The 19,484-nt window shown below is 74.3% G+C and carries 9 protein-coding genes; 4 read left to right on the forward strand and 5 right to left on the reverse strand.

The genetic code is table 11. The features are described 5' to 3' along the window. Nucleotides 1–10: 10 nt before the first annotated feature. From HS045_RS16055 to HS045_RS16075, 5 genes are all read right to left on the reverse strand, one after another. The gene (locus HS045_RS16055; protein WP_196452150.1) at nt 11–3,607 is read right to left on the reverse strand and encodes a serine/threonine-protein kinase; all 3,597 of its coding nucleotides are present in this window, start codon (nt 3,605–3,607) and stop codon (nt 11–13) included. A 236-nt stretch (nt 3,608–3,843) separates the two neighbouring features. After that, nucleotides 3,844–5,592, reverse strand: coding sequence for an AMP-binding protein (locus HS045_RS16060; RefSeq protein WP_196452151.1), 1,749 nt, complete (start codon nt 5,590–5,592; stop codon nt 3,844–3,846). 4 nt (nt 5,593–5,596) lie between these two features. After that, complete coding sequence (locus tag HS045_RS16065; RefSeq protein ID WP_196452152.1) at nt 5,597–7,060, reverse strand: condensation domain-containing protein; 1,464 nt, start codon at nt 7,058–7,060, stop codon at nt 5,597–5,599. A gap of 46 nt (nt 7,061–7,106) precedes the next feature. Next, nucleotides 7,107–8,879: a condensation domain-containing protein gene (locus HS045_RS16070; protein ID WP_196452153.1), complete on the reverse strand. Its 1,773-nt coding sequence runs from the start codon at nt 8,877–8,879 to the stop codon at nt 7,107–7,109. 4 nt (nt 8,880–8,883) lie between these two features. Then, the gene (locus HS045_RS16075) at nt 8,884–14,658 is read right to left on the reverse strand and encodes a non-ribosomal peptide synthetase/MFS transporter (RefSeq protein WP_196452154.1); all 5,775 of its coding nucleotides are present in this window, start codon (nt 14,656–14,658) and stop codon (nt 8,884–8,886) included. Between the two features lie 689 nt (nt 14,659–15,347). Here HS045_RS16075 and HS045_RS16080 point away from each other — a divergent pair. The 4 genes from HS045_RS16080 to HS045_RS16095 all read left to right on the forward strand — a co-directional run bounded on the left by HS045_RS16080 (nt 15,348) and on the right by HS045_RS16095 (nt 19,474). Beyond that, a complete protein-coding gene (locus HS045_RS16080; protein ID WP_196452155.1) occupies nt 15,348–16,376 on the forward strand; it encodes a LacI family DNA-binding transcriptional regulator in 1,029 nt (342 codons plus the stop codon). Between the two features lie 62 nt (nt 16,377–16,438). Then, nucleotides 16,439–17,719 (forward strand): extracellular solute-binding protein, encoded by a 1,281-nt coding sequence (locus HS045_RS16085; RefSeq protein ID WP_196452156.1) that lies wholly within the window; start codon nt 16,439–16,441, stop codon nt 17,717–17,719. Nucleotides 17,720–17,723: 4 nt separating this feature from the next. After that, the gene (locus tag HS045_RS16090; RefSeq protein WP_196452157.1) at nt 17,724–18,668 is read left to right on the forward strand and encodes a carbohydrate ABC transporter permease; all 945 of its coding nucleotides are present in this window, start codon (nt 17,724–17,726) and stop codon (nt 18,666–18,668) included. Further along, a complete protein-coding gene (locus tag HS045_RS16095; protein WP_196452158.1) occupies nt 18,665–19,474 on the forward strand; it encodes a carbohydrate ABC transporter permease in 810 nt (269 codons plus the stop codon). Before HS045_RS16090 ends, HS045_RS16095 begins: the two co-directional genes overlap by 4 nt. Nucleotides 19,475–19,484: the final 10 nt, after the last annotated feature.

Here is a 19,484-nt window from a genome sequence, read left to right on the forward strand (position 1 = left end):
GCGCTCCGGCTCACGTGCGGGCGCAGACGTCCCGGTAGGGGGCGGTTCCCACGAAGAGCCGCCACTCCTCCGGCGAGAGCGTCCGGCCCGCCCTCCCGCAGACCGCGGAGACCACCGGTTCGGGGGCGACGGGATGCTCGCTCAGGGTGCCCGCGTCGTCGACGGTGACCAGCCGGGACCCGTCGGCGGTGAACGCCAGGTCCAGAAGGTTCCCGATCCCCGTCGTGACCGGGGCGCCGAGGCGCCGCCCGGTGGCGGTGTCCCACAACGCCACCGATCGTGAACCGGCCATGGTGGCGATCGTCTCGCCGCGCGGGGAGAACACCGCCCTGAGATCCCACGTGGTCCGGGTCTCAGGACCCACCGGCTGCCCCCCGCCGATCCTCCGGACCGAGAGCCTCCCCTTCGTGTCGACGGTGGCGAAGCGCCAACCGCCCTCGCCGGCGGCCGGCGGATCGATCGACCGCCCGGCGTGCGCAGGCACGTACGAGGCGTCGAACGGCTTGCCCGTCGACGCGTCCAGCAGTCGCTGCTCGTCACCGGTGATCGCGATGGCCGCGCCGTCGGGCGTGAACATCAGGTCCGTGGACATCGGGTCGGCGTTCTCCTGGACCCGTGACCACCGCAGGCGCCCGCCGGGCACCTGCCAGAGCCGTAGTTCCTGCCGGCCGTACGGCTCCTCGCCCACCAGCGCCGTCAGTGCGGTTCCGTCCGCGTTCACCGCCGTGGCGGACACCGCGTCCGCGTCGATCACGACGGTGGTGACGCGCTCGAAGGTCGAGGTGTCCCAGACCACGGCCTTCGGATCCGTCGCGGAATCCGAGGGCAGGGACGCCCCATCCGGGTACGGGGGCGCCCACACGGCCGCCAGGCGCCTGCCGTCGCCGCTGAAGTCCAGGAAGATCTGAGCACCCGTCGTCCCGCGCCCCATGCGCAGGGTGGTGAGGAGCTCACGCCGCCGCACGTCCCACAGGGTGACGGCGCCGGTGCCCTCCCCCTCCCGGACGAACGCGATCAGGCGCCCGTCGGGGCTGAGCTCCGCGTCGTACGCGGTGGTGCGGCCGACCGTGACGGGCCGGGTCACGTCGGTGATGTCCACGGTGGTCACCCTCTCCTCCGTGAGGTAGCGCAGGACGCCGCCGTCCGGGTCGAAGGCCAGGGCGGGGTCCGTTGCGTCGATCCGGTGGGACAGCAGCAGCCGGCCGTCCCGCACCCGCCAGATCCGGATGTTCTCGGAGGTCGCGGCGGCGAGGAGGTCTCCGCGGGGACTGAACACCGGCTCGCCGCCGTTGCCGTGGGCCAGACGCCGCAGCACGCGGCCGGTGGAGGCGTCGTACACCTCGACGGTCTTGTCTCCGCTGAGCGCGACGGTCCGGCCGCCGGGACCGAAGGCCGCGGACGGGCCGCACTCGCAGTCGAGGCCGAACCGGGTCGCCCGCATCGCGGCGAGGTCCACGAGCGCCGGACGCGCCTCGAACCCGCCGCTGACGAGGGTGCGCCCGTCCGGGGTGATGTCGAGCCCGCCGAACAGGTCGGGCGGCAGGTCCTTCATCGCACCGGTCGTGAGGTCCCACAGCCTCTGGCCCTGCCCCACGGTGACCAGGAGCCGGTCCTCGGCCTGGCCGAAACGGACGACGAAGTCGGTGTCGGCCGCTCCGGTGAAGTCCCGGGCCCGGCCCACCGGCTTGCCGGTGGCCACGTCCCAGACCCGCACCCGCGCCGGGCCGGCCAGGGCCAGCAGCGCGCCGCTCGGGCTCAACGCCGCCGAGCGCAGCCCGTCACCGACTCCGGCGAAGCCGCCGAGCTGCTTGCCGGTGCGCACGTCCCAGAGCCGGACCCGGCCCTCACCGGCGCTGGCGAGCAGGCGCCCGTCGCGGCTGAGGGCCCGCACCGTCCGCGCCGAGGCGTCCGGGTCCCGGAAGGCCGCCGTCTCCCGCCGCGCCAGGGAACCCATCAGCGCGGCCCGTGCCTCGACCAGGGGCGCGTGCCGCCAGGCGGCCACGCTCAGCAGCATCGCCCGCTGCGGATCCGTGGTCCGCAGCGACTCGGCGGCTGCCGCCAGGCGGCGAGCCTGGTCCTGGTCGCGCTGGAACGCGATGGTGGCGTTGCGTTCCCGCGCCAGAGCGGCCTGCTCGGCGGCCAGCCCGCTCTGCCGTACGGCGAGGGTCCCCGCCACCAGGGCGGCGACCAGCAGCACGGCCACCGTCACGGCGACCAGGCGGCGGCGCCGGACCCGGCGCCGGTGGAGGGCGGCGCTCGCCTCCAGGAACTCGCGTTCGACCGAGCTGAGCGTGATGGCGCGGCGGCCGGAGACCGCCCAGTTCGCCGCGCTGTCCAGCGTGGCGCCCTGGAACAGGTGACCGTTCGGCCGGCCCTCGGCGTGCCAGCGCCAGGAGGCCGACAGGATCTCCTGGTGCGCCACCAGGTCGTCCCGGTTGGCCTCGATCCACTGGCGCAGCCGGGGCCAGGCGATCGGCAGGGCAGGCCGCGACAGCCACACCCGCTGCTCGTCCTGGGCGAGCAGATGGTCGAACGCCTCCAGCACCCTCCGGACGGCGGCCCTCTCATCGTCCGGCCGGCCGTCCAGCAGCTCGGCCCACCGTGCCCGCCGCGGGATCTGCTGACCGTCGCCGGTCACCGTCACCAACCGCAGGAACAGCTCGGGCGCCAGCTCCCGCTCGACCGGGCCCAGCGCCGCGTAGCACTCCTCGGCCAGGACGCCCAGCGCCGGATCGGCCGCGTCGGTGCGGACCAGGGCACCGACGCCGCTGCCGGCCGTGAGCAGACGCGCGGTGTCGAGCGTGCCGTCCTTGCTGGTCAGCGCGAGCAGCACCTGCCGGGCCGACGGCCGGGAACCGGGATCCTTGGACAGCGCGGCGGCCACCAGCGGACGCAGATGACCGGGCAGCGCCTCCAGCGACGGCTCGACCGACAGCACCCGGTGCATCACCGCGCCCAGCGTCTCGCCCTGGAACGGATCCGCCCCCGTCGCGGCGAACAACACGACCCCGCCCCAGGCGAACACGTCGGCCGCACTCCCGGCCCGCTCCCCCATGAACACCTCCGGCGCCATGTAGGTCGGAGTGCCCGCCACCACCCCGGTCGCGGTCAGCGACATGTCCGCCGTCCGCGCCACCCCGAAATCGATCACCCGCGGACCGTCCGGCCCCAGCAGCACGTTGTCCGGCTTCAGATCCCGGTGCACCACCCCCGCGTCGTGGATCGCCGTCAGCGCCGTGGCGACCGCCGTCGCCAGCCGGTGCAGATCACCTCCGCCGAACCGCCGCCCCCCGCCCACGGCGCTGCGCAGACTCGGGCCCTCCACGTACTCCGAGACGATGTACGGCCGGGCCCCGTCCAGATCGACGTCGATCACGGCGGCCGTGCAGAAGGAGGCCACCTTCCGCGCGGCCGCCGCCTCCCGGCCGAACCGGCTCCGCAGCTCCGGATCGACACCCGCGTCTCCGTGCAGCACCTTGACGGCCACGCGCCGGCCCCCGGCGTCGTAGGCCTCGTAGACCACCCCCTGACCACCGGCGCCCAGCCGCCCGGCCAGCCAGTAGCCGCCCAGCCGCTGCGGATCCCCGTCGATCAGCTCCGTGCTCATGCCCGTCCTCCGTCGGCGGCCAGGGCGCCGCCCGCCCCGCCCGCGACCGTCAGCAGCGCGGTGAGAACGATGATCGAAGGATGCACACCGGTTTTGATGATCCGCGAGGCGGAAAGGTTCGGAGTCATTCGGAGGTATTTCCGCCAATACCGCCGTGCGGCGGGAAGGGCGCACGGGCCGCCGCGGGCACGGCGACCGGCGGCGGGGCGCGGCCCGCGGACCTCGCCCCGCGGACCTCACCCCGCTGGGCGCGCCCCGTCGGACGCCAGGGCGCTCCGCGCCTCCCGGTGGGCGGCGGTCGCGGCCCTGGTCCACTCGGGGCGGGGCAGCGCCGCGCGGTCGAGCTTGCCGTTCGGCGTGAGCGGCAGGGACTCCAGCACGGTCAGGTGGGCGGGGACCATGTACAGGGGCAGGCGCCTGCGCAGCCCCCGGCGGAGCTCGGTCCAGAGCCCGCCGGGCACGGGGAGCGTCTCGGGGACGATGTGGGCCACCAGCCGGGGCACCCCGTCCGGGCCGTCGCACGCGCTGACGGCGGCCTGCCGTACGCCGGGCAGGGAGCGCAGGACGGTCTCGATCTCGCCGAGCTCGATCCGGAACCCCCGGATCTTCACCTGCTGGTCGGCGCGGCCGAGGTACTCCAGGCGGCCGGCGGGCGTGAGCCGGACGAGGTCGCCGGTGGCGTACATGCGGGCACCGGGCCGGTCGGCGAAGGGATCGGGGAGGAAGCGGTCGGCGGTCAGCGCGGGCATGCCGCGGTAGCCCCGGGCCACCCCCGCCCCGCCGATGTGCAGTTCGCCCACCTGGCCGGGGGAGACCGGCAGGCCGTCGGGGCCCAGGACGTGCAGCCGGGTCCGCGCGATGGGCTCGCCCAGGTCGACGGCCGAGGGCGACGGCGCGACGAGGCCCGCCGAGGACCACACGGTCGTCTCCGTCGGGCCGTAGACGTTCCACAGCCGGACTCCGTCTCCGCGCGCTCCGTCTCCCGCCCCGGTCCCGTGCGGTCCGTCTCCCGCCCCGGTCCCGTGCGGTCCGTCTCCCGCCCCGGTCCCGTGCGGTCCGGTCTCCGCCCTGGTCCCGTGCGGTCCGGTGCCGTGCGGTCCGTCTCCCGTTCCGGTCCGGTGCGGTCCGCGGCCGAGCAGGGCGTCGGCGAGGTCGCGGGGGAGCGCCTCGCCGCCGCACAGACGGGTGCGGATCCCCTCCGGGACCCCGCCGGACTCCACCAGGATCCGCCAGCTCGCCGGGGTGGCCTGCATGACCGTGACGCCCTCGGCGATCGCGCGCTCCCGCAGGGCCCGGCCGTCCGCGGTCCCCGCGGCGACGACCACGCGCGCGCCGCAGGTCAGGGGGAGCAGCAGCTCCAGAACCGAGATGTCGAAGGACAGGGTGGTCACCGCGAGCCAGACGTCCTCGGGGGTCGGCTCCAGGCGGGCCGCGAAGGACTCCAGCAGGTTGACCACCGCGCCGTGCGGGACCGCCACGCCCTTGGGCCGGCCGGTGGAGCCCGAGGTGTACATCAGGTAGGCCAGGCCGCCCGCGGAGGAGGCGGCGGGGGAGACCGGGGCCGCGCCGGCGGCGGAGGCCGTACCGGCCGGGAGGGAGGCGACGCCGCCGGGGGAGATCTCGATCACCTCGGCCACGCCCTCCAGCAGGGCGCGGTCCACCCCGGGCTGGGTCAGCACCAGACCGACCCCCGCGTCCTCGCGCGTCAGCGCGAGCCGTTCGGCGGGGAAGGCGGGGTCGAGCGGGACGTACGCGCCGCCCGCGGCCCAGACGGCCAGCACTGCGACGAGGATCCCGCTGGTGCGCTCCAGGCAGAGCCCGACGGGGGTCTCGGGCCGCACGCCCCGCTCCCGCAGCACCGCCGCCAGGTCCTCCGCCCGCCGCCACAGGGCGCCGTAGGTCAGCTCGCCGTCGGGCGCGCGTACGGCGACCGCCTCGGGCGTGCGCTCGCACCACCGCCGGATCAGGTCCGGTGTCGTCATCATGCGGTCATTCACCTCTCAGCCCGGTCGCCCGGTCAGTGCGGAAAGCGGTGGGCCCGGCCGGACCGTCCGTCATCTCGTCCCCCCGGGGCAGGGCGTCGGCGAGGCCGCAGATCTCGGCGACCCGGCCGAGCGGCACCTCCTCGGTCACGCAGCGCACCAGCAGCGTCTCCACCCCCCGTAGCAGCGCGTAGGCGGTGGAGCGCGGCAGGTAGGCGGTGTCGGTCAGCAGGTAGAGCTGGCAGGTGTGGGTGGCGGGCCCGGTGGCGAAGAACACCTTCGCGTCCACCTCGGCCCAGGCGCCCACGAAGAAGGTCTTCGTCCGCCCGGTGAGCGCGGCCGGGTCCCGGGTGGCCTGGGCGGACAGGTTCGGCCAGGCGGGGACGGTGCGCACGTCGTTGAAGTAGGCCGACAGGTCGGCGGTCCCGGCCTCCTCGCGCAGCGCCATCATCGCGTACGGCTCGTACTGCGCGTGCCGGTAGGTGACCAGCGCCTGCCGGTGCCCGGCCCGGGCGGCGTCGGCGAACGTGCCCTCGGGCAGGTCGAGCACGAACAATCCGTCCTGTACGGCGGTGCCCACCATGTCGCGCAGCCGCGGGTCGTGCCGGTTGCCCACGATGAACTGCATGACCGCCGTGCCGCGGCCGGTCAGCGCGGTCAGCAGCACGGCGCTGGCCGTCAGCAGCACGCTGGTGGTGCTGATCGACCAGCGCTCCGCCAGCGTCCGGGCGGCGGCGGCGACGGCGGCCGACTCCATGCCGACCCTGACGAACCGCGGGTCCTCCGGCGTGCCCGGCGGGTGGTCGAACAGGGTCCCGGGCGCCTGCTCCAGCACCGACCGCCAGTGGCGCAGGGCCCGCTCACCGCGCTCGGCGCCCTTGTCCGACCGTTCGAAGGCGGCCTGGTCCATCGGCTGCCACGCGGGCGGCGGCAGTTCCTCCCCGGCCAGCAGCCGCCGCCACTCGGCGGCGAGCAGGTCGAGCGCCCAGGCGTCGACGGCCAGGTGGGACAGGGCCAGGGCCAGCGCCCGCGGACGCCCGTCCGTCGTGACGACGGCGCACCGCAGCGGCAGCTCGCCGGCGTAGTCGAAGCCCGTGGCGGCGAGCTCGTCGGCGAGCTCCGCGGCGACCTGCCGGGGCACCGCGTCCCCCGCGTCGACCAGCTCGACGGTCAGCCGCCCGTCGGACGCGATCCGCTGGACGGGCCCCTCCGGAGTCTGGTGGCAGGTGCTCCTGAGGGACTCGTGCCGCCCGATGAGCGTTCCCAGCGCCCGCAGCACGGTGTCGAGGTCCGGCCTGCCGAGGACGGGGAGCACCCACGGCGTGTTGAAGTAGGGGTCGCCGTCCTCCAGCCACCGGGTGATGCGCCAGATCGACCGCTGCCCCCAGGTGAGCGGGGCCTCGCCGCCGCGCTCACCGGCGAACTCCACCGTCACCGGCTGCAGCCGGGCGAAGGAGGGGGACCCGGTCACCGCGGCACCGCCCGCGGGCCGGCGAGGCGGGCGGCCGGGCGCCGCCTCAGCACGGCTCCCCCCGCAGGCGTTCGACGTCGGCGGCGACACCGGCGGCGGTGGGGGTGTCGAGGAAGACCTCGAAGGAGACCTCCACGCCCATCCGGTCGCGCACCCGGGCGATGATCTGCGTGATGGACAACGAGTGGCCGCCGAGGTCGAACAGGTCGTCGTCGGCGGTGATGTCGTCGAAACCGAGGACCTCGCGCCAGATCTCCAGGACCTCGTCCACCACCGGGGCCGCACCTGGGGAGGCGGGCCCGGCGGAGGCGGGTCCGGCGGCCGGTCCGGCGGCCGGTCCGGCGGTGGGGACGGGGCCGGCCCCGACGCCTGGTGCCGTGGGGGCTTCGGCTGCGGAGCCCGGTGCCGCGGCCGTTCCGGACGCGGCGCCCGGCGCCGTGGCGGCCTGCTGCCGGGGCGGGAGCGGCAGCTCGGCGATCGGCGTGTCGGGGTGGGCCGCGACGGCGCGCAGCAGGGCCGTCAGGTGCCCGGCCACGGCCTCGCAGGAGGCGCGGTCCAGGCAGCCGGGGTCGAACCGCAGGTGGGCGGTGATCCCGTCCGGGGCCTCGACGGCCTGAAGGTGCAGCGTCCCCCGGACCGCGCCGTTGGACATCGTCCACTCGACCCGGGAGTCGAGGCCGGGGAAGAGGGGGTCCTCGCCGCGCCTGCGGTAGCTCAGCGAGACCGGGGTGAGCGAGGCGCGGGGCGAGACGCCGCCCAGGGCCCGCACGACCGGCACCCCTCTGAACCGGTACGCCGCGCGCAGCTCGTCGCGGACCGACCGGGCGAAGGCGGCGAACGTCCCGTCCGGGGGGAGCGTCCCGTCGGGGGAGGGGGTCCCGTCCGGCGAGGCGGTCACCGGGAGCTCGTTGACGAACATCCCCACGTGGTCCCGCGTCCGCGCGGTCCGGGTCGAGACGTCCACGGACACGGTGGCCGGGGCGTTGCCGTAGCCGTACAGCAGGGTGTGCAGCGCGGCCAGCAGCAGCTCGAAGCGGGTGACGCCGATGCGCTCGGCGGCCGGGCCGAGCGCGGATCCCAGACCGGGCTCCCGACTGGGCTCCCGACCGGGCTCCCGACCGGGCTCCCGACCGGGCTCCGGGCCGGACTCCGGGCCGGAGCCGAGGGCGAGGTCCACCGTGTCGCCGGGGGCGGTGCGCAGCGACACGCGCCGCAGGCCGGGGAGGCGCAGTTCGCCCCCGTCGTTCCAGCGGGGCCGCCAGAACTCCGCCGCGGCCTCCAGGTCCGCCGCCACGCGCTCGTGCTCGTCGGCCGCGGCCTCGCCGTGGGAGGTCGCCGGCGGGGCCGGAGGGGAACCGCCGTAGGCGGCCGCCAGATCGTGCAGGAGGAGGTCCTTGGACATCCCGTCGAAGGCGGCGTGGTGGGCGACGACCAGCAGGATGTGGCGCTTGGGCTCCAGCCGGAACAGGGTGAACCGGGCGAGCGGCCCCGCGGCCAGGTCGAAGGGGCGGGCCACCTCGCCGTCGAGGGCGGCGGGCACGTCGTCGTCGGCCACGTCCTCGACCCTGAAGGGCGGTTCGGCCGCGCCGGGGACGAGCAGCAGCTCGCCGTCCTCCTCCCGCAGCGCGGCGGCCAGGACGGGGTGCCGGGTGGCGACGGCGGCGCAGGCGGCCCGCAGCGCCGCCTCGTCCAGCGGCCCCTCCAGATGGACGGCGAGCGGCAGGTGGTGGGCGGCGCCCCCGCCCGCCCCCGTCCGCTCGGTGAGCCACAACCCGTGCTGGGCGAGGGAGGCCCGGCTCCGGGTCACCGATGATCGCATGGCGTCACGCACCTTCCGTTCGTGTGTCACCTGAACCGCTGCCGCCTGAACCGCCGCCGTCCGCGCGGCCGTCCCCTGAACCGCCGCCGCCCGCGCGGCCGTGCGCCAGGCCCCGGCGCATCAGGTCGGCGGACCCGAGCACGTCGTCGGGGACGGAGTCCACCGTCTCCCGGTCGAAGCGGGCCAGCGGGCGCAGGCGCAGCGCCGTGCCGGCGATCACGATGATCATCGCGGCGCAGACCACGTACATCAGCCCGATGCCCCGCCCGGGACCGGTGCCCAGGACCGTCCCCAGGGTCGGGGCGAGCGGTCCGTCCGGGGTCATCAGCGGCTCCAGCACGGCCGAGGCGTACGGCGCGACCAGGCCGAGGCCGATCGGCGTGGTGGACCACGCGATCATCGTGTTGAGCGCGAACACCCGGCCGTGGAACCGCTGCGCGACCTTGACCTGGACGATCGTGGCGTAGATCCCGTTCACCAGGGTGAGCGCCATGCTCATGCCGAAGGCCCCCGCCCCGATGACGAGCAGGTCCGCCCGCACCCCCGTGACCAGGCAGCACAGGCCGAGGGCGAGCGTGAACAGCAGCATGCCGCGCACCCGCAGCCGCTGCGGCCCGCCCCACACGCTCATCACCAGACCGCCGACGAACACGCCCATCCCCGAGGCGAACGAGACCCGCCCCACGTCGCCGAGCGTCCCGAACGACAACACCAGCGGAGAGATCATCAGGAACAGCGGGGAGAGGAAGACGTTGAGGGCGGCGAAGAAGAGCAGCATGCTCCGGAAGCCGCGGTTCCCCCACGAGTAGCGGAAGCCCTCGACGATCTCGGCGGTCACCGTCTCCCTGCGCCGGTGGGCCATGGTGCGGGGGAAGCGCACGATCACCAGCACGCCGACGGCGAACAGGTAGCTCACCACGTCCAGGAGGAGGATGCCCTCCAGGCCGATGCCCGCGACCAGTCCGGCGGCGGCCAGCGGCACGAGCAGCTGGGAGACGCCGGTGACCATCTGGTTGACCCCGTTGGCGTGGCCTAGGTACCGCTTGGGCACCAGTTGCGGGATGGCCGAGCCGTAGGCCAGGCGCTGGAAGGTGAGTGCGACGGACAGGCAGACCAGGAGCGGATAGATGTGCCAGATCTGCAGGTTCCCCGTCCAGAGCAGGACGCCGAGGGCGAGCTGGGTGCACAGGGCCGCGATGTCCCCGCAGAGCATGACCTTCCTGCGGCTGACCCGGTCGACCACCGCCCCCGCGAGCGGCGCGACCAGCAGGCCGGGGACCAGGCCGAGCACCGCGAACAGGGCGAAGTCGGCGACGGAGCCGGTCGTCAGGTAGATCCAGATCGGGACGGCGAACTCGGTGAGCGCGGAGCCGGTGATCGAGACGAGCTGACCGGAGGCGACCGCGAGGAACCGCCTCATGCTGGGCTCGGGTCCCGGTGGCTGCGCGGCCTCTGCGGCCTCTGCGGCCTCCGGGGCCTCTGCGGCCTCCGCCGACCGGGCGGCCCCGGGTGAACGCGAGACGCCGCCCAGCCACCAGGTCCCGCCGTCCCCTTCACGCGGCAGCGCAGGTCCGGCGACCGATTCACCGGCGGGTGCGACCGGTCCTCCGGCGGGTGCGGCGGGTCCTCCTGCCGGTCCCTCCGCCGGCGCGGCGGCCGGTCCCGCCGCGGCGAGGTGCGCGGTGGTGACGATCTCGGCCAGCTCCCCCGCGCGGTAGCGGACGAAGAAGTGGCCCGCCTCCTCCAGCACCACCAGGACGCTGGTCGCGGACAGGAAGTGCCACTCGCGGTAGCGCTCCTGGTAGTACTCGGTGGCCGGGTCGCGCTCTCCGGCGATCGTGACCAGCGGGGCCCGCAGCCGTGCGGTCCCGCCGTCGAGCAGGCCGGTGAAGTACCGCTCGGCGTGCTCGGCCTCGGCGCGCATCGTGCGCACGATGTGGAGGGCCTGCTCGGGGGTGAGCTCGCTGAGGTCCACGCCCATGGAGGCCAGCCAGTTGCCGTAGGCCCGGTCGGAGGCGACGGCGGAGGCGCGGGCCAGGCGGGACAGCGCGTTCATCACCCGGCCGCGGGGCCGCGCGAACGGGAAGGCCGCCCCGATGTAGACGGCCTCCGGCGCCCGCCCGGCCGCCTCCAGCCGCCGGGCGACCTCCACGGCGAGGGCCGAGCCCACGCTGCTGTGGCCGTAGACCGCCACGGGACCCGTCACCTGCTCCAGGACCTCGGCCGCGCAGCGGGCGGCGAGCTCGTCGAAGGGCAGCGGGTCCTCGGCCAGGCCCACGTCGTGCCCCGGTACGGCCAGCGAGAGCAGCCGGTACCCCTCCGGCAGGGCGTCGGCCAGCGGCTGGTAGACCACCGCGCTGCCGCCGCCGTACGGAACGCAGACGTAGGTGAGCACGCACCGGTCCTGCGGAAGCGGCGGGGTGAGCTCGTGCAGCAGGCGGCGGGGCCGCCGGGCGTCGGCGGGGGTGTCGGCCAGGGCGGCGAGCCCGCGGACGGTGGGGTGCCGGAACAGGTCCATCAGGGAGACGCCCGCGCCGAGCGCGCGCCGCATCCTGGCGATGACCTGGGTGGCCAGCAGGGAGTGGCCGCCCAGCGCGAAGAAGTCGTCCTCGGCGCCGACGCGCTCGATCCCGAGCACCTGCGCCCAGATGTCGGCGATCGCCTGCTCGGTGGGCGTCGCGGGGGCGACGTGGCCGCTGCCGCCGCGGAACTCGGGGGCGGGCAGCGCGGCCCGGTCCAGCTTGCCGTTGGGCGTCAGCGGCAGCCGGTCCACGACGGTCACGGCGGCGGGCACCATGTGGGCGGGGAGGGCCCGCGCCACGTGCTCGCGCAGCTCCGGCCCCATCGCGGCGCCGGCCATCGGGGTGCCGGCCATCGGGGTGCCGACCGTGGGGGTGCCGGCCGTGGGGGAGTCGGCCGTCGGCACCACGTAGGCCAGCAGGTTGCCCCGTTCGGCGAGGACCACGGCCTGGGCGACCGCGGGGTGCGCCAGCAGGCAGGACTCGACCTCGCCGGGCTCGATCCGGTAGCCGCGCACCTTGACCTGGTCGTCGGCGCGGCCGAGGAACTCCAGCTCCCCGTCCGGCCGCCAGCGGGCGCGGTCGCCGCTGCGGTAGAGGCGGCCGCCGCCGTAGGGGTCGGGGACGAAGCGCTCGGCGGTGAGACCGGGCCGGCCGAGGTAGCCGCGGGCCAGCCCGGCGCCGCCGATGTACAGCTCGCCGGGGACCCCGACCGGGGCGAGCCGCCGCCGCTCGTCCAGCACGTACAGGGAGGTGGCCGCGATGGGCCTGCCGATCGGCGGGCGCCGGTCCCCCTCGCGCAGCTCGGCGGCGCTGGCGATGACCGTGGCCTCGGTGGGGCCGTAGGTGTTCATCAGGCGCACCCGGCCGCCGAAGTGCCGGTGCCAGGCCGTCACGGCCGCCGCCTGCGCCTGGTCGGCGCCGAGGATCGTCAGCCGCAGGCCGGGCGGCCAGTCCACGGTGTCCAGGTCGGTGACCAGCTCGTGCCAGTAGGGGGTGGGCAGGTCCAGCACGGTCAGGTCCCTGGCGTACGGCGTGGCCAGGAAGTCCGGCAGGAACTCCCCGCCCCCGGGCAGCAGCACGAGCGTCGCCCCGGCGGCCAGGCAGGGATAGATCTCCTCGGCGTGGGTGTCGAAGCTGACCGTGGCGAACTGGAGCACCCGGTCGGCCGGGGTGAGGCGGTAGGCCTCCCGCATCCAGCCCACGCGGGCCGCCAGCGCCCCGTGCTCGACCACGACGCCCTTGGGCCGTCCCGTGGAGCCGGAGGTGTAGATCACGTAGGCGGCGCGCCCGGGGTCGGGAGCGGGCAGCGGGCCCGGGTCCGGGTCGCCGGGGGCCGCCGGGAGCCCGCCGTCCGCGCAGAGCACGCGGTGCGGCCCGTCCGGCAGGCGCCCGCTCAGCGCCGCGGTGGTGAGCACCACCCGCGCGCCGCTGTCGCCGAGCATGGCGGCCTGGCGCGACGGCGGGTAGGCCGGGTCGAGCGGCAGGTAGGCGCCGCCGGCCTTCCAGACGGCCAGCAGCGCCGCGAGCAGGTCGGGAGAGCGGTCCATCGCCACGGCGACCACCGACTCCGGACCCGCTCCCGCCCCGCGCAGCGCCCGCGCCAGGGCGTCGGCGCGCGCGTCCAGCTCGGCGTAGGTGAGCGTCCGGCCGGCGCAGGTCACCGCCGGGGCGTCGGGGCGGGCCGCCACCGCGGCGGCGAACAGCTCGGGAACCGTCTGCGCGGCGGGCGGCGCGGTGTTGACGCTCCACTCCAGGATCGTCCGGCGGTCGTCGCCGGAGAGCAGGTCGATCTCCGACAGCCGCAGGCCGGGGTCGGCGGCGACGGCGGTGAGCAGCCGGGTGAAGCGGTCGGCGAGGGCGGCGACGGTATCGCGGTCGAACAGGTCGGCGGCGTAGCCGAACACCAGGCTCAGCCCGTCCGGGGTCCGCCAGGCGTCGAGGGACAGGTCGAACTTGGCCGCGGTGTACCCGGTGTCGAACCCGGTGATCTCCTCGATCCCCCGGCCGGTCGGGGGATCGGGGGTCTCCGGCGGCGGGCGGAGGCCCGGGGGCGCGGCCCGCCGGTCGTTCTGGGTGTGCAGGACGAACATCGTCTGGAACAGCGCGGAGCGGCTGAGGTCGCGCTCGATGCGCAGCTCGCCCATCACCTGCTCGAAGGGGATGTCCTGGTGGTCGAAGGCGTCGAGCACCGCGGTGCGGGTGCGGTCGAGGAGCTCGCCGAACGCCGGGTCGCCCGACAGGTCGCCGCGGAGCACCAGCGTGTTGAGGAAGAAGCCGATGAGCGGCTCCAGCTCCACCCGGTCCCGGCCGGCGATGGGGGACCCGACGCAGACGTCCTCCTGCCCGGTGTGCCGGGCGAGCAGCGCCTGGTAGGCCGCGAGCAGGGTCATGAACGGCGTCGCGCCGTGCCGGGCGGCGAGCCCTTCCAGGGCCGCGGTCGGCTCCGCGCCGAGCGTGACGGTGACGACGCCGCCGCGGGAGGAGTGCACGGCCGGCCGGGGGCGGTCGGCGGGCAGCTCCAGCACGGGCGGGTCGGCCAGGCGGGCGGTCCAGTACGCCAGGGACCGCCCGGCCGCCTCCTCCGTGAGCCGCTCCCGCTGCCAGACGGCGAAGTCGGCGTACTGCACGGGCAGCGGAGGCGGTTCGTACGCCGGGCCGGCGCCGTACCGGGCGGCCAGCTCCTCGGCGAAGATGTTCAGCGACACCCCGTCGGCCACGATGTGGTGGCAGACCACGCAGACCACGTGGTCGTCGGTGCCCAGGCGCAGCACGCTGACCCGCAGCAGCGGGGCCTCGGCCAGGCTGAACGGGGTGTTGGTCCGCCGGGCGACGGCCGCGCGCGCCCACTCCTCGGGCGGGGGCGCGCCCGGTCCGGCCTCGGCGTGGTCGAGGAACTCCACCGCGACGGCGGCGTCCGGGACGACCTCCTGCACCGGTGTGCCGTCCTCGGCCCGGAAGCGGGTGCGCAGGCTCTCGTGCCGCGCGACGACGGCCGCCACCGCGTCCCGCAGCGCGTCCAGGTCCAGCCGGCCCCGCCACCGCTGCGCCAGGCACATGGTGAACGCCGCGTCACCGGGGTCGAGCTGGTCGAGGAACCAGACCCGCTCCTGGCTGAACGTGAGCGGCGCGGGCGTGCCGGCGGGACGGCGCGGGATCGGAGAGGCCGCCGCGCCCGCGTCGCCGCGCAACCGCCGGAGCAGCAGGGCGCGCTTGGCGGGGCTCAGCGTGGCGACGCGCGAGTCCTGCTCATCGAGCATGGTCTTCTCCCTCACGTGGGGATGAACCCGCGGGGACGAGGCGGCCGAGGTGGCGGTCATCTCTCTGCCGAGGGGCCGTCGGAAAAGCGTGGGAACGCTCCCACTGCGGAGCAGGGTAGGGAGGCGTGATCGAAGACGTCAAGGAGTCATTTCGGTATCGTCGGCATGACCCAGTCTGGCCTGGTGTTTCTCCGAGGTTACGGCGAAGGCGGCGACGGGGGTGGCGACGAGAACGTCCGGCTTTCTTGACACCCTTCCGACGTCTCTCTATTTTTAAGGGCGTTTTCTGAGGCTATGGGAGCGCTCCCGCAAACATTCATGCCATATTCAATGGCTTTGTCTGTTTTGTGGCAATTATCCAATAATGGGGCATTGCTTCCTTCCTGTGGCCAGGAGGAGGCCCGTTCCGCGGGCGCCGTCCCGGGCTCCCGCCGGGCGCTTGCCGATCTCTCTGCGTTTCCGGCTTGTCACGATTCGGTATCTCCGGTTGTGCGGACCCTTGACGTCCGATGCCCGGGGGAGAACAGTCGGGTCACACCGTTGAACCGGTTCGCTCGCTCCGGTGGCCGAACCCGCCGCCGATGCGAGCCGGTCCCGCGTGTTACCGCATGAGAAGGGGCATCCGGGCAGCGATGCAGGGAAGCGGCGTACCGCGATCATCGAACCGGTTCGACAATCAGGAGGTGAGAATGGCGACGATCGGCGACGTGGCCCAGGAGGCCGGGGTGAGCCGCAGCACGGCGTCGTACGCGCTGTCGGGCAAGCGGCCCATCTCGGAGGACGTGCGCCGTCGCGTGCTGGAGGCCGCCGAGGCGCTCGCCTACACGCCGAACGCCGGCGCCCGCGCGCTCGCCACCGCCCAGACCAAGGTCCTCGGGCTGCTCGCCCGGTTCCACGAGGACGAGTTCGCGCCCGCGATGATGCAGTACATCCTGGGCGTCACGAACACCGCCCGCGACCTGGGCTACGACACGCTGCTGGTCACCGAGGCCGACGGGGTGCGGGCGCTGCGGCGCATCACCGACTCGCGGATGGTGGACGGCGTCGTGCTGATGAACGTCGCCCAGGACGACGCCCGGCTGCCGGTCCTGCGCGCCGCGCCGCAGCCGGGGGCCCTGGTCGGGCTGCCGGACGACTGCTCCGGGCTCGACGTGTTCGACCTGGACTTCGAGGAGGCCGGGCGGGTGATGGTGGACCACCTCCACCGGCTCGGCCACCGCGAGCTCATCCTCGTCTCGCAACCCGAGCACGTGGTCGAGCGGGGCGGCGCCTACGTGTGGCGGCTGCGCGACGCGGCGCTCGAACGCGCCCGCCAGCTCGGCGTCACCTTGCACGCCGTGTACGGCGAGTCCCGGCAACCGGCCGCGGGCCGCCTGCTCAACGAGTCGCTCGACGCCCACCCGGCGGCGACCGGCCTGCTGATCAACAACGAGGCGGCCGTGGCGGCGCTGCCCACGGTCGCCCACGCGCGGGGGCTGCGGGTGCCCGAGGACCTGTCGGTCATCGGACGCCACTCCGCCGACTTCGCCGCGACCTTCTCCCTGCCCTATTCGTTCGTCGAGAGCGCACCCGACCGCCTCGGCTCCATGGCCGTACGCCAGCTCGTGCGCCGCGTGGAGTCCCCGGCGGCCAGGAAGGAGCCGTACGTGGTGCGCTTCATCTCACCCGAACTGGTCTCCCTGGGGAGCACCGCGCATCCGCGACCGCGCTCCAGCTAGCACCGGGCCCTACCCCCCACTTCCGTCGCGCTCTCAATGTGAGCGTTAACAAGGAGGAATCGATGAACCGTCCGTCGGTGTCCACGAAGATGACGGTCTTCGGAACCGCCGTCCTGGCGCTGTCCACCCTCACCGCCTGCGCGTCCACCCCCCAGGGCGCGTCCGGATCCGGCGCCGGATCCGGTACGGCCCCCGCCGCGGGCGCGTACACCTGGTGGGACCCGTACCCGCAGCACGACGCGGGCTCCGCGTGGGCCCGGCGGGTCGGCTCCTGCGGCGAGCAGGCCGGCGTCACCATCCAGCGCACCGCCTACGACACGACGGCGCTGACGAACCAGGCCCTGCTGGCCGGCCAGGAGGGCAACGCACCCGACGTCATCCTCCTGGACAACCCGGCCGTCTCCACGCTGGCCGACGCCGGGATGCTCAGCGCGATGTCCGACTTCGGGCTTGATGCGAACCGGTTCGACAAGAACCTGATCGCCGCCGGCGAGCTGGACGGCAAGACCTACGGCATCCCCATCGGCGCCAACACCCTGGCCCTCTACTACAACAAGAAGATCCTGGACGAGGCCGGCGTCGACCCCGCCTCCGTCAAGGACTGGGCCTCGCTCACCGCGGCGCTGAAGAAGGTCAAGGCCGCGGGCAAGAAGCCGATCACGTTCGCCGGAATCGGCACCGAGGAGGGCTCGTTCCAGTTCCTTCCGTGGCTCTGGGGCGCCGGCGCGCAGCTCACGCGGCTCGACTCACCGCAGGCCGTCGAGGCGCTGGAGCTGTGGAGCTCCTGGCTCAAGGACGGGCTGGCGCCGAACTCGGTCATCGGCAACTCCCAGAACACCAGCTGGGAGGAGTTCCTGACCGGTGAGTTCGCCTTCGGCGAGAACGGCACCTGGCAGATCGACAGCGCCGCGAAGGCGGGCTTCCCGACCGGCATCGTGCAGATCCCCGCCAAGGACGGCGGAGCCGCGCCCACGCCCACCGGCGGGGAGTTCATCACGGTCCCGGTGCAGAAGGACGCCAAGCGCTACGACGTCACCAAGAAGATCCTCGAGTGCATGACCACACCCGAGGGCCTGGTGGAGACCGGCACCGCGTTCGCGTACTACATCCCCTCCACGGCCGAGGGACAGGCGGCCATCCTCGCCAAGGAGCCCTCGCTCAAGCCGTGGGTGGAGGCCGTGCGCACCGCCAAGGGCCGGACCAGCGACAACCTCGGCACGGACTACCCGAAGATCTCCGAGGCGATGTGGACCGGCGTGCAGAAGGCGCTGAGCGGCGCGGCGAGCCCCGCCGACGCGCTCAAGGAGGCGCAGGCCCAGGCGCAGCAGGCCGTCGGCGACTGATCCCATGACGTCGCTGCGCACCGAGACGGCCCCGGCGGGGGGAGCCGCGCCCGCGGCCCCCCCGCCGGGGCGGGCCCGGCGGTGGACGGCCTCCGCCTTCCTGGCCCCGCTGATCGTCTACCTGCTCGCCTTCTACGCCTATCCGCTGTACCGCAACATCGACCTCAGCGTGCACGACTACACGCCGCGCGCCTTCGTCCAGGGCGACCCGGAGTTCACCGGGCTGGACAACCACCTGGACATCCTCTCCGACGAGGCGTTCCTCGGCGCGCTGGGCAACACGGCGCTGTTCACCCTGGGGTCGATCACCGTCCAGTACGCCCTCGGCCTGGCCCTGGCGGTCTTCTTCCACCGGAACTTCCGCCTGTCGGCCGTGCTGCGGGCGATGTTCCTCGTGCCGTGGCTGCTGCCGCTGATCGTGTCCGCGTCCACCTGGTCGTGGATGCTCAACAGTGAGAACGGCATCGTCAACGCGGCGCTCCAGGCGTTCGGGATCGGCCAGATCAACTGGCTGACGTCCCCGGACACCTCGCTGCTGGCGGTGACCATCGCCAACATCTGGCTCGGCATCCCGTTCAACCTGGTGATCCTGTACGCCGGGTTGCAGAACATCCCGGCCGAGCTGTACGAGGCCGCCGGACTGGACGGCGCGAACGCCTGGCAGCGGTTCCGGCGCATCACCTTCCCGCTGCTGCGGCCGGTGTCGGCGATCACGCTGCTGCTCGGGCTGATCTACACGCTCAAGGTCGTCGACATCATCTGGATCATGACGCGGGGCGGCCCGGCGGACGCCTCGACGACGCTGGCCGTCTGGTCCTACCGGGAGGCGTTCGGCACCGGGCAGCCCGACTTCTCCCCGGCGGCGGCGGTCGGCAACCTGCTCATCCTCATCGCCTTCGTCGCCGGGCTGGTGCACGTGCGTCTGCAGCGCCGAGAGGAGCGGGCATGAGAGCCTGGTGGAAGACCGCGGCGGGCGTCGTCCTGGTGGGCGTGATGCTCTTCCCGGTCTACTGGATGTTCAACGTCTCGCTCACCAAGACGAGCGACATGCGGGCCGACCCGCCGCACTGGTTCCCGTGGGACCCGACGTTCGAGGGCTACGGCGCGGCGCTCGGCCAGCAGCTCCCGGCCCTGGCCACCAGCCTGCTCATCGGGCTCGGCACGGTCGCGCTCACCCTCGCGGTGTCCCTGCCGGCCGGGTTCGCGCTGGCCAAGCTGCGCCCGCGCGGGGGACGGGTGATCGACTTCCTGCTGCTGGTCGCGCAGATGATCCCCGGCGTCGTCATGGCCATGGGCTTCTACGCGATCTACATCAGGCTCGGGCTGCTCAACACCGTCGCCGGCCTGATCGTGGCCGACTCGACGCTGGCCGTGCCGTTCGGGGTGCTGCTCTTCCGGGCGTTCATGGCGGGCATCCCCGCCGAGATCATGTCCGCGGCGCAGATCGACGGGGCGGGCACCTGGCGGACGTTCCGGTCGATCGTGCTGCCGCTCAGCCGCAACTCCGTGATCACCGTGTCGCTGTTCACCTTCCTGTGGGCGTGGTCGGACTTCGTCTTCGCCTCGACCCTCAACCGCAACAGCGACGTCATCCCCGTCACGCTCGGCATCTTCCGCTACATCGGCAACAACACCACGCAATGGAACTCGATCATGGCGACCGCCGTGATCGCCTCACTTCCGGCGGCGTTCCTCCTCGTCCTGGCGCAGCGCTACATCGCCGCCGGGGTGACCGCGGGCGCCGTCAAGGACTGACAGGAAGGCT

Origin of the sequence: Planomonospora sp. ID82291, from assembly GCF_015711645.1 — a bacterium.
Classification (GTDB): Bacteria; Actinomycetota; Actinomycetes; order Streptosporangiales; family Streptosporangiaceae; genus Planomonospora.

Bases quoted from the DNA above. Each gene is read 5' to 3' on its own strand.
- HS045_RS16080 (WP_196452155.1), top strand. From the start codon at position 15,348: ATGGCGACGATCGGCGACGTGGCCCAGGAGGCCGGGGTGAGCCGCAGC.
- HS045_RS16055 (WP_196452150.1), bottom strand. From the start codon at position 3,607: ATGAGCACGGAGCTGATCGACGGGGATCCGCAGCGGCTGGGCGGCTAC.
- HS045_RS16095 (WP_196452158.1), top strand. From the start codon at position 18,665: ATGAGAGCCTGGTGGAAGACCGCGGCGGGCGTCGTCCTGGTGGGCGTG.
- HS045_RS16085 (WP_196452156.1), top strand. From the start codon at position 16,439: ATGAACCGTCCGTCGGTGTCCACGAAGATGACGGTCTTCGGAACCGCC.
- HS045_RS16090 (WP_196452157.1), top strand. From the start codon at position 17,724: ATGACGTCGCTGCGCACCGAGACGGCCCCGGCGGGGGGAGCCGCGCCC.
- HS045_RS16060 (WP_196452151.1), bottom strand. From the start codon at position 5,592: ATGATGACGACACCGGACCTGATCCGGCGGTGGTGCGAGCGCACGCCC.
- HS045_RS16070 (WP_196452153.1), bottom strand. From the start codon at position 8,879: ATGCGATCATCGGTGACCCGGAGCCGGGCCTCCCTCGCCCAGCACGGG.
- HS045_RS16075 (WP_196452154.1), bottom strand. From the start codon at position 14,658: ATGCTCGATGAGCAGGACTCGCGCGTCGCCACGCTGAGCCCCGCCAAG.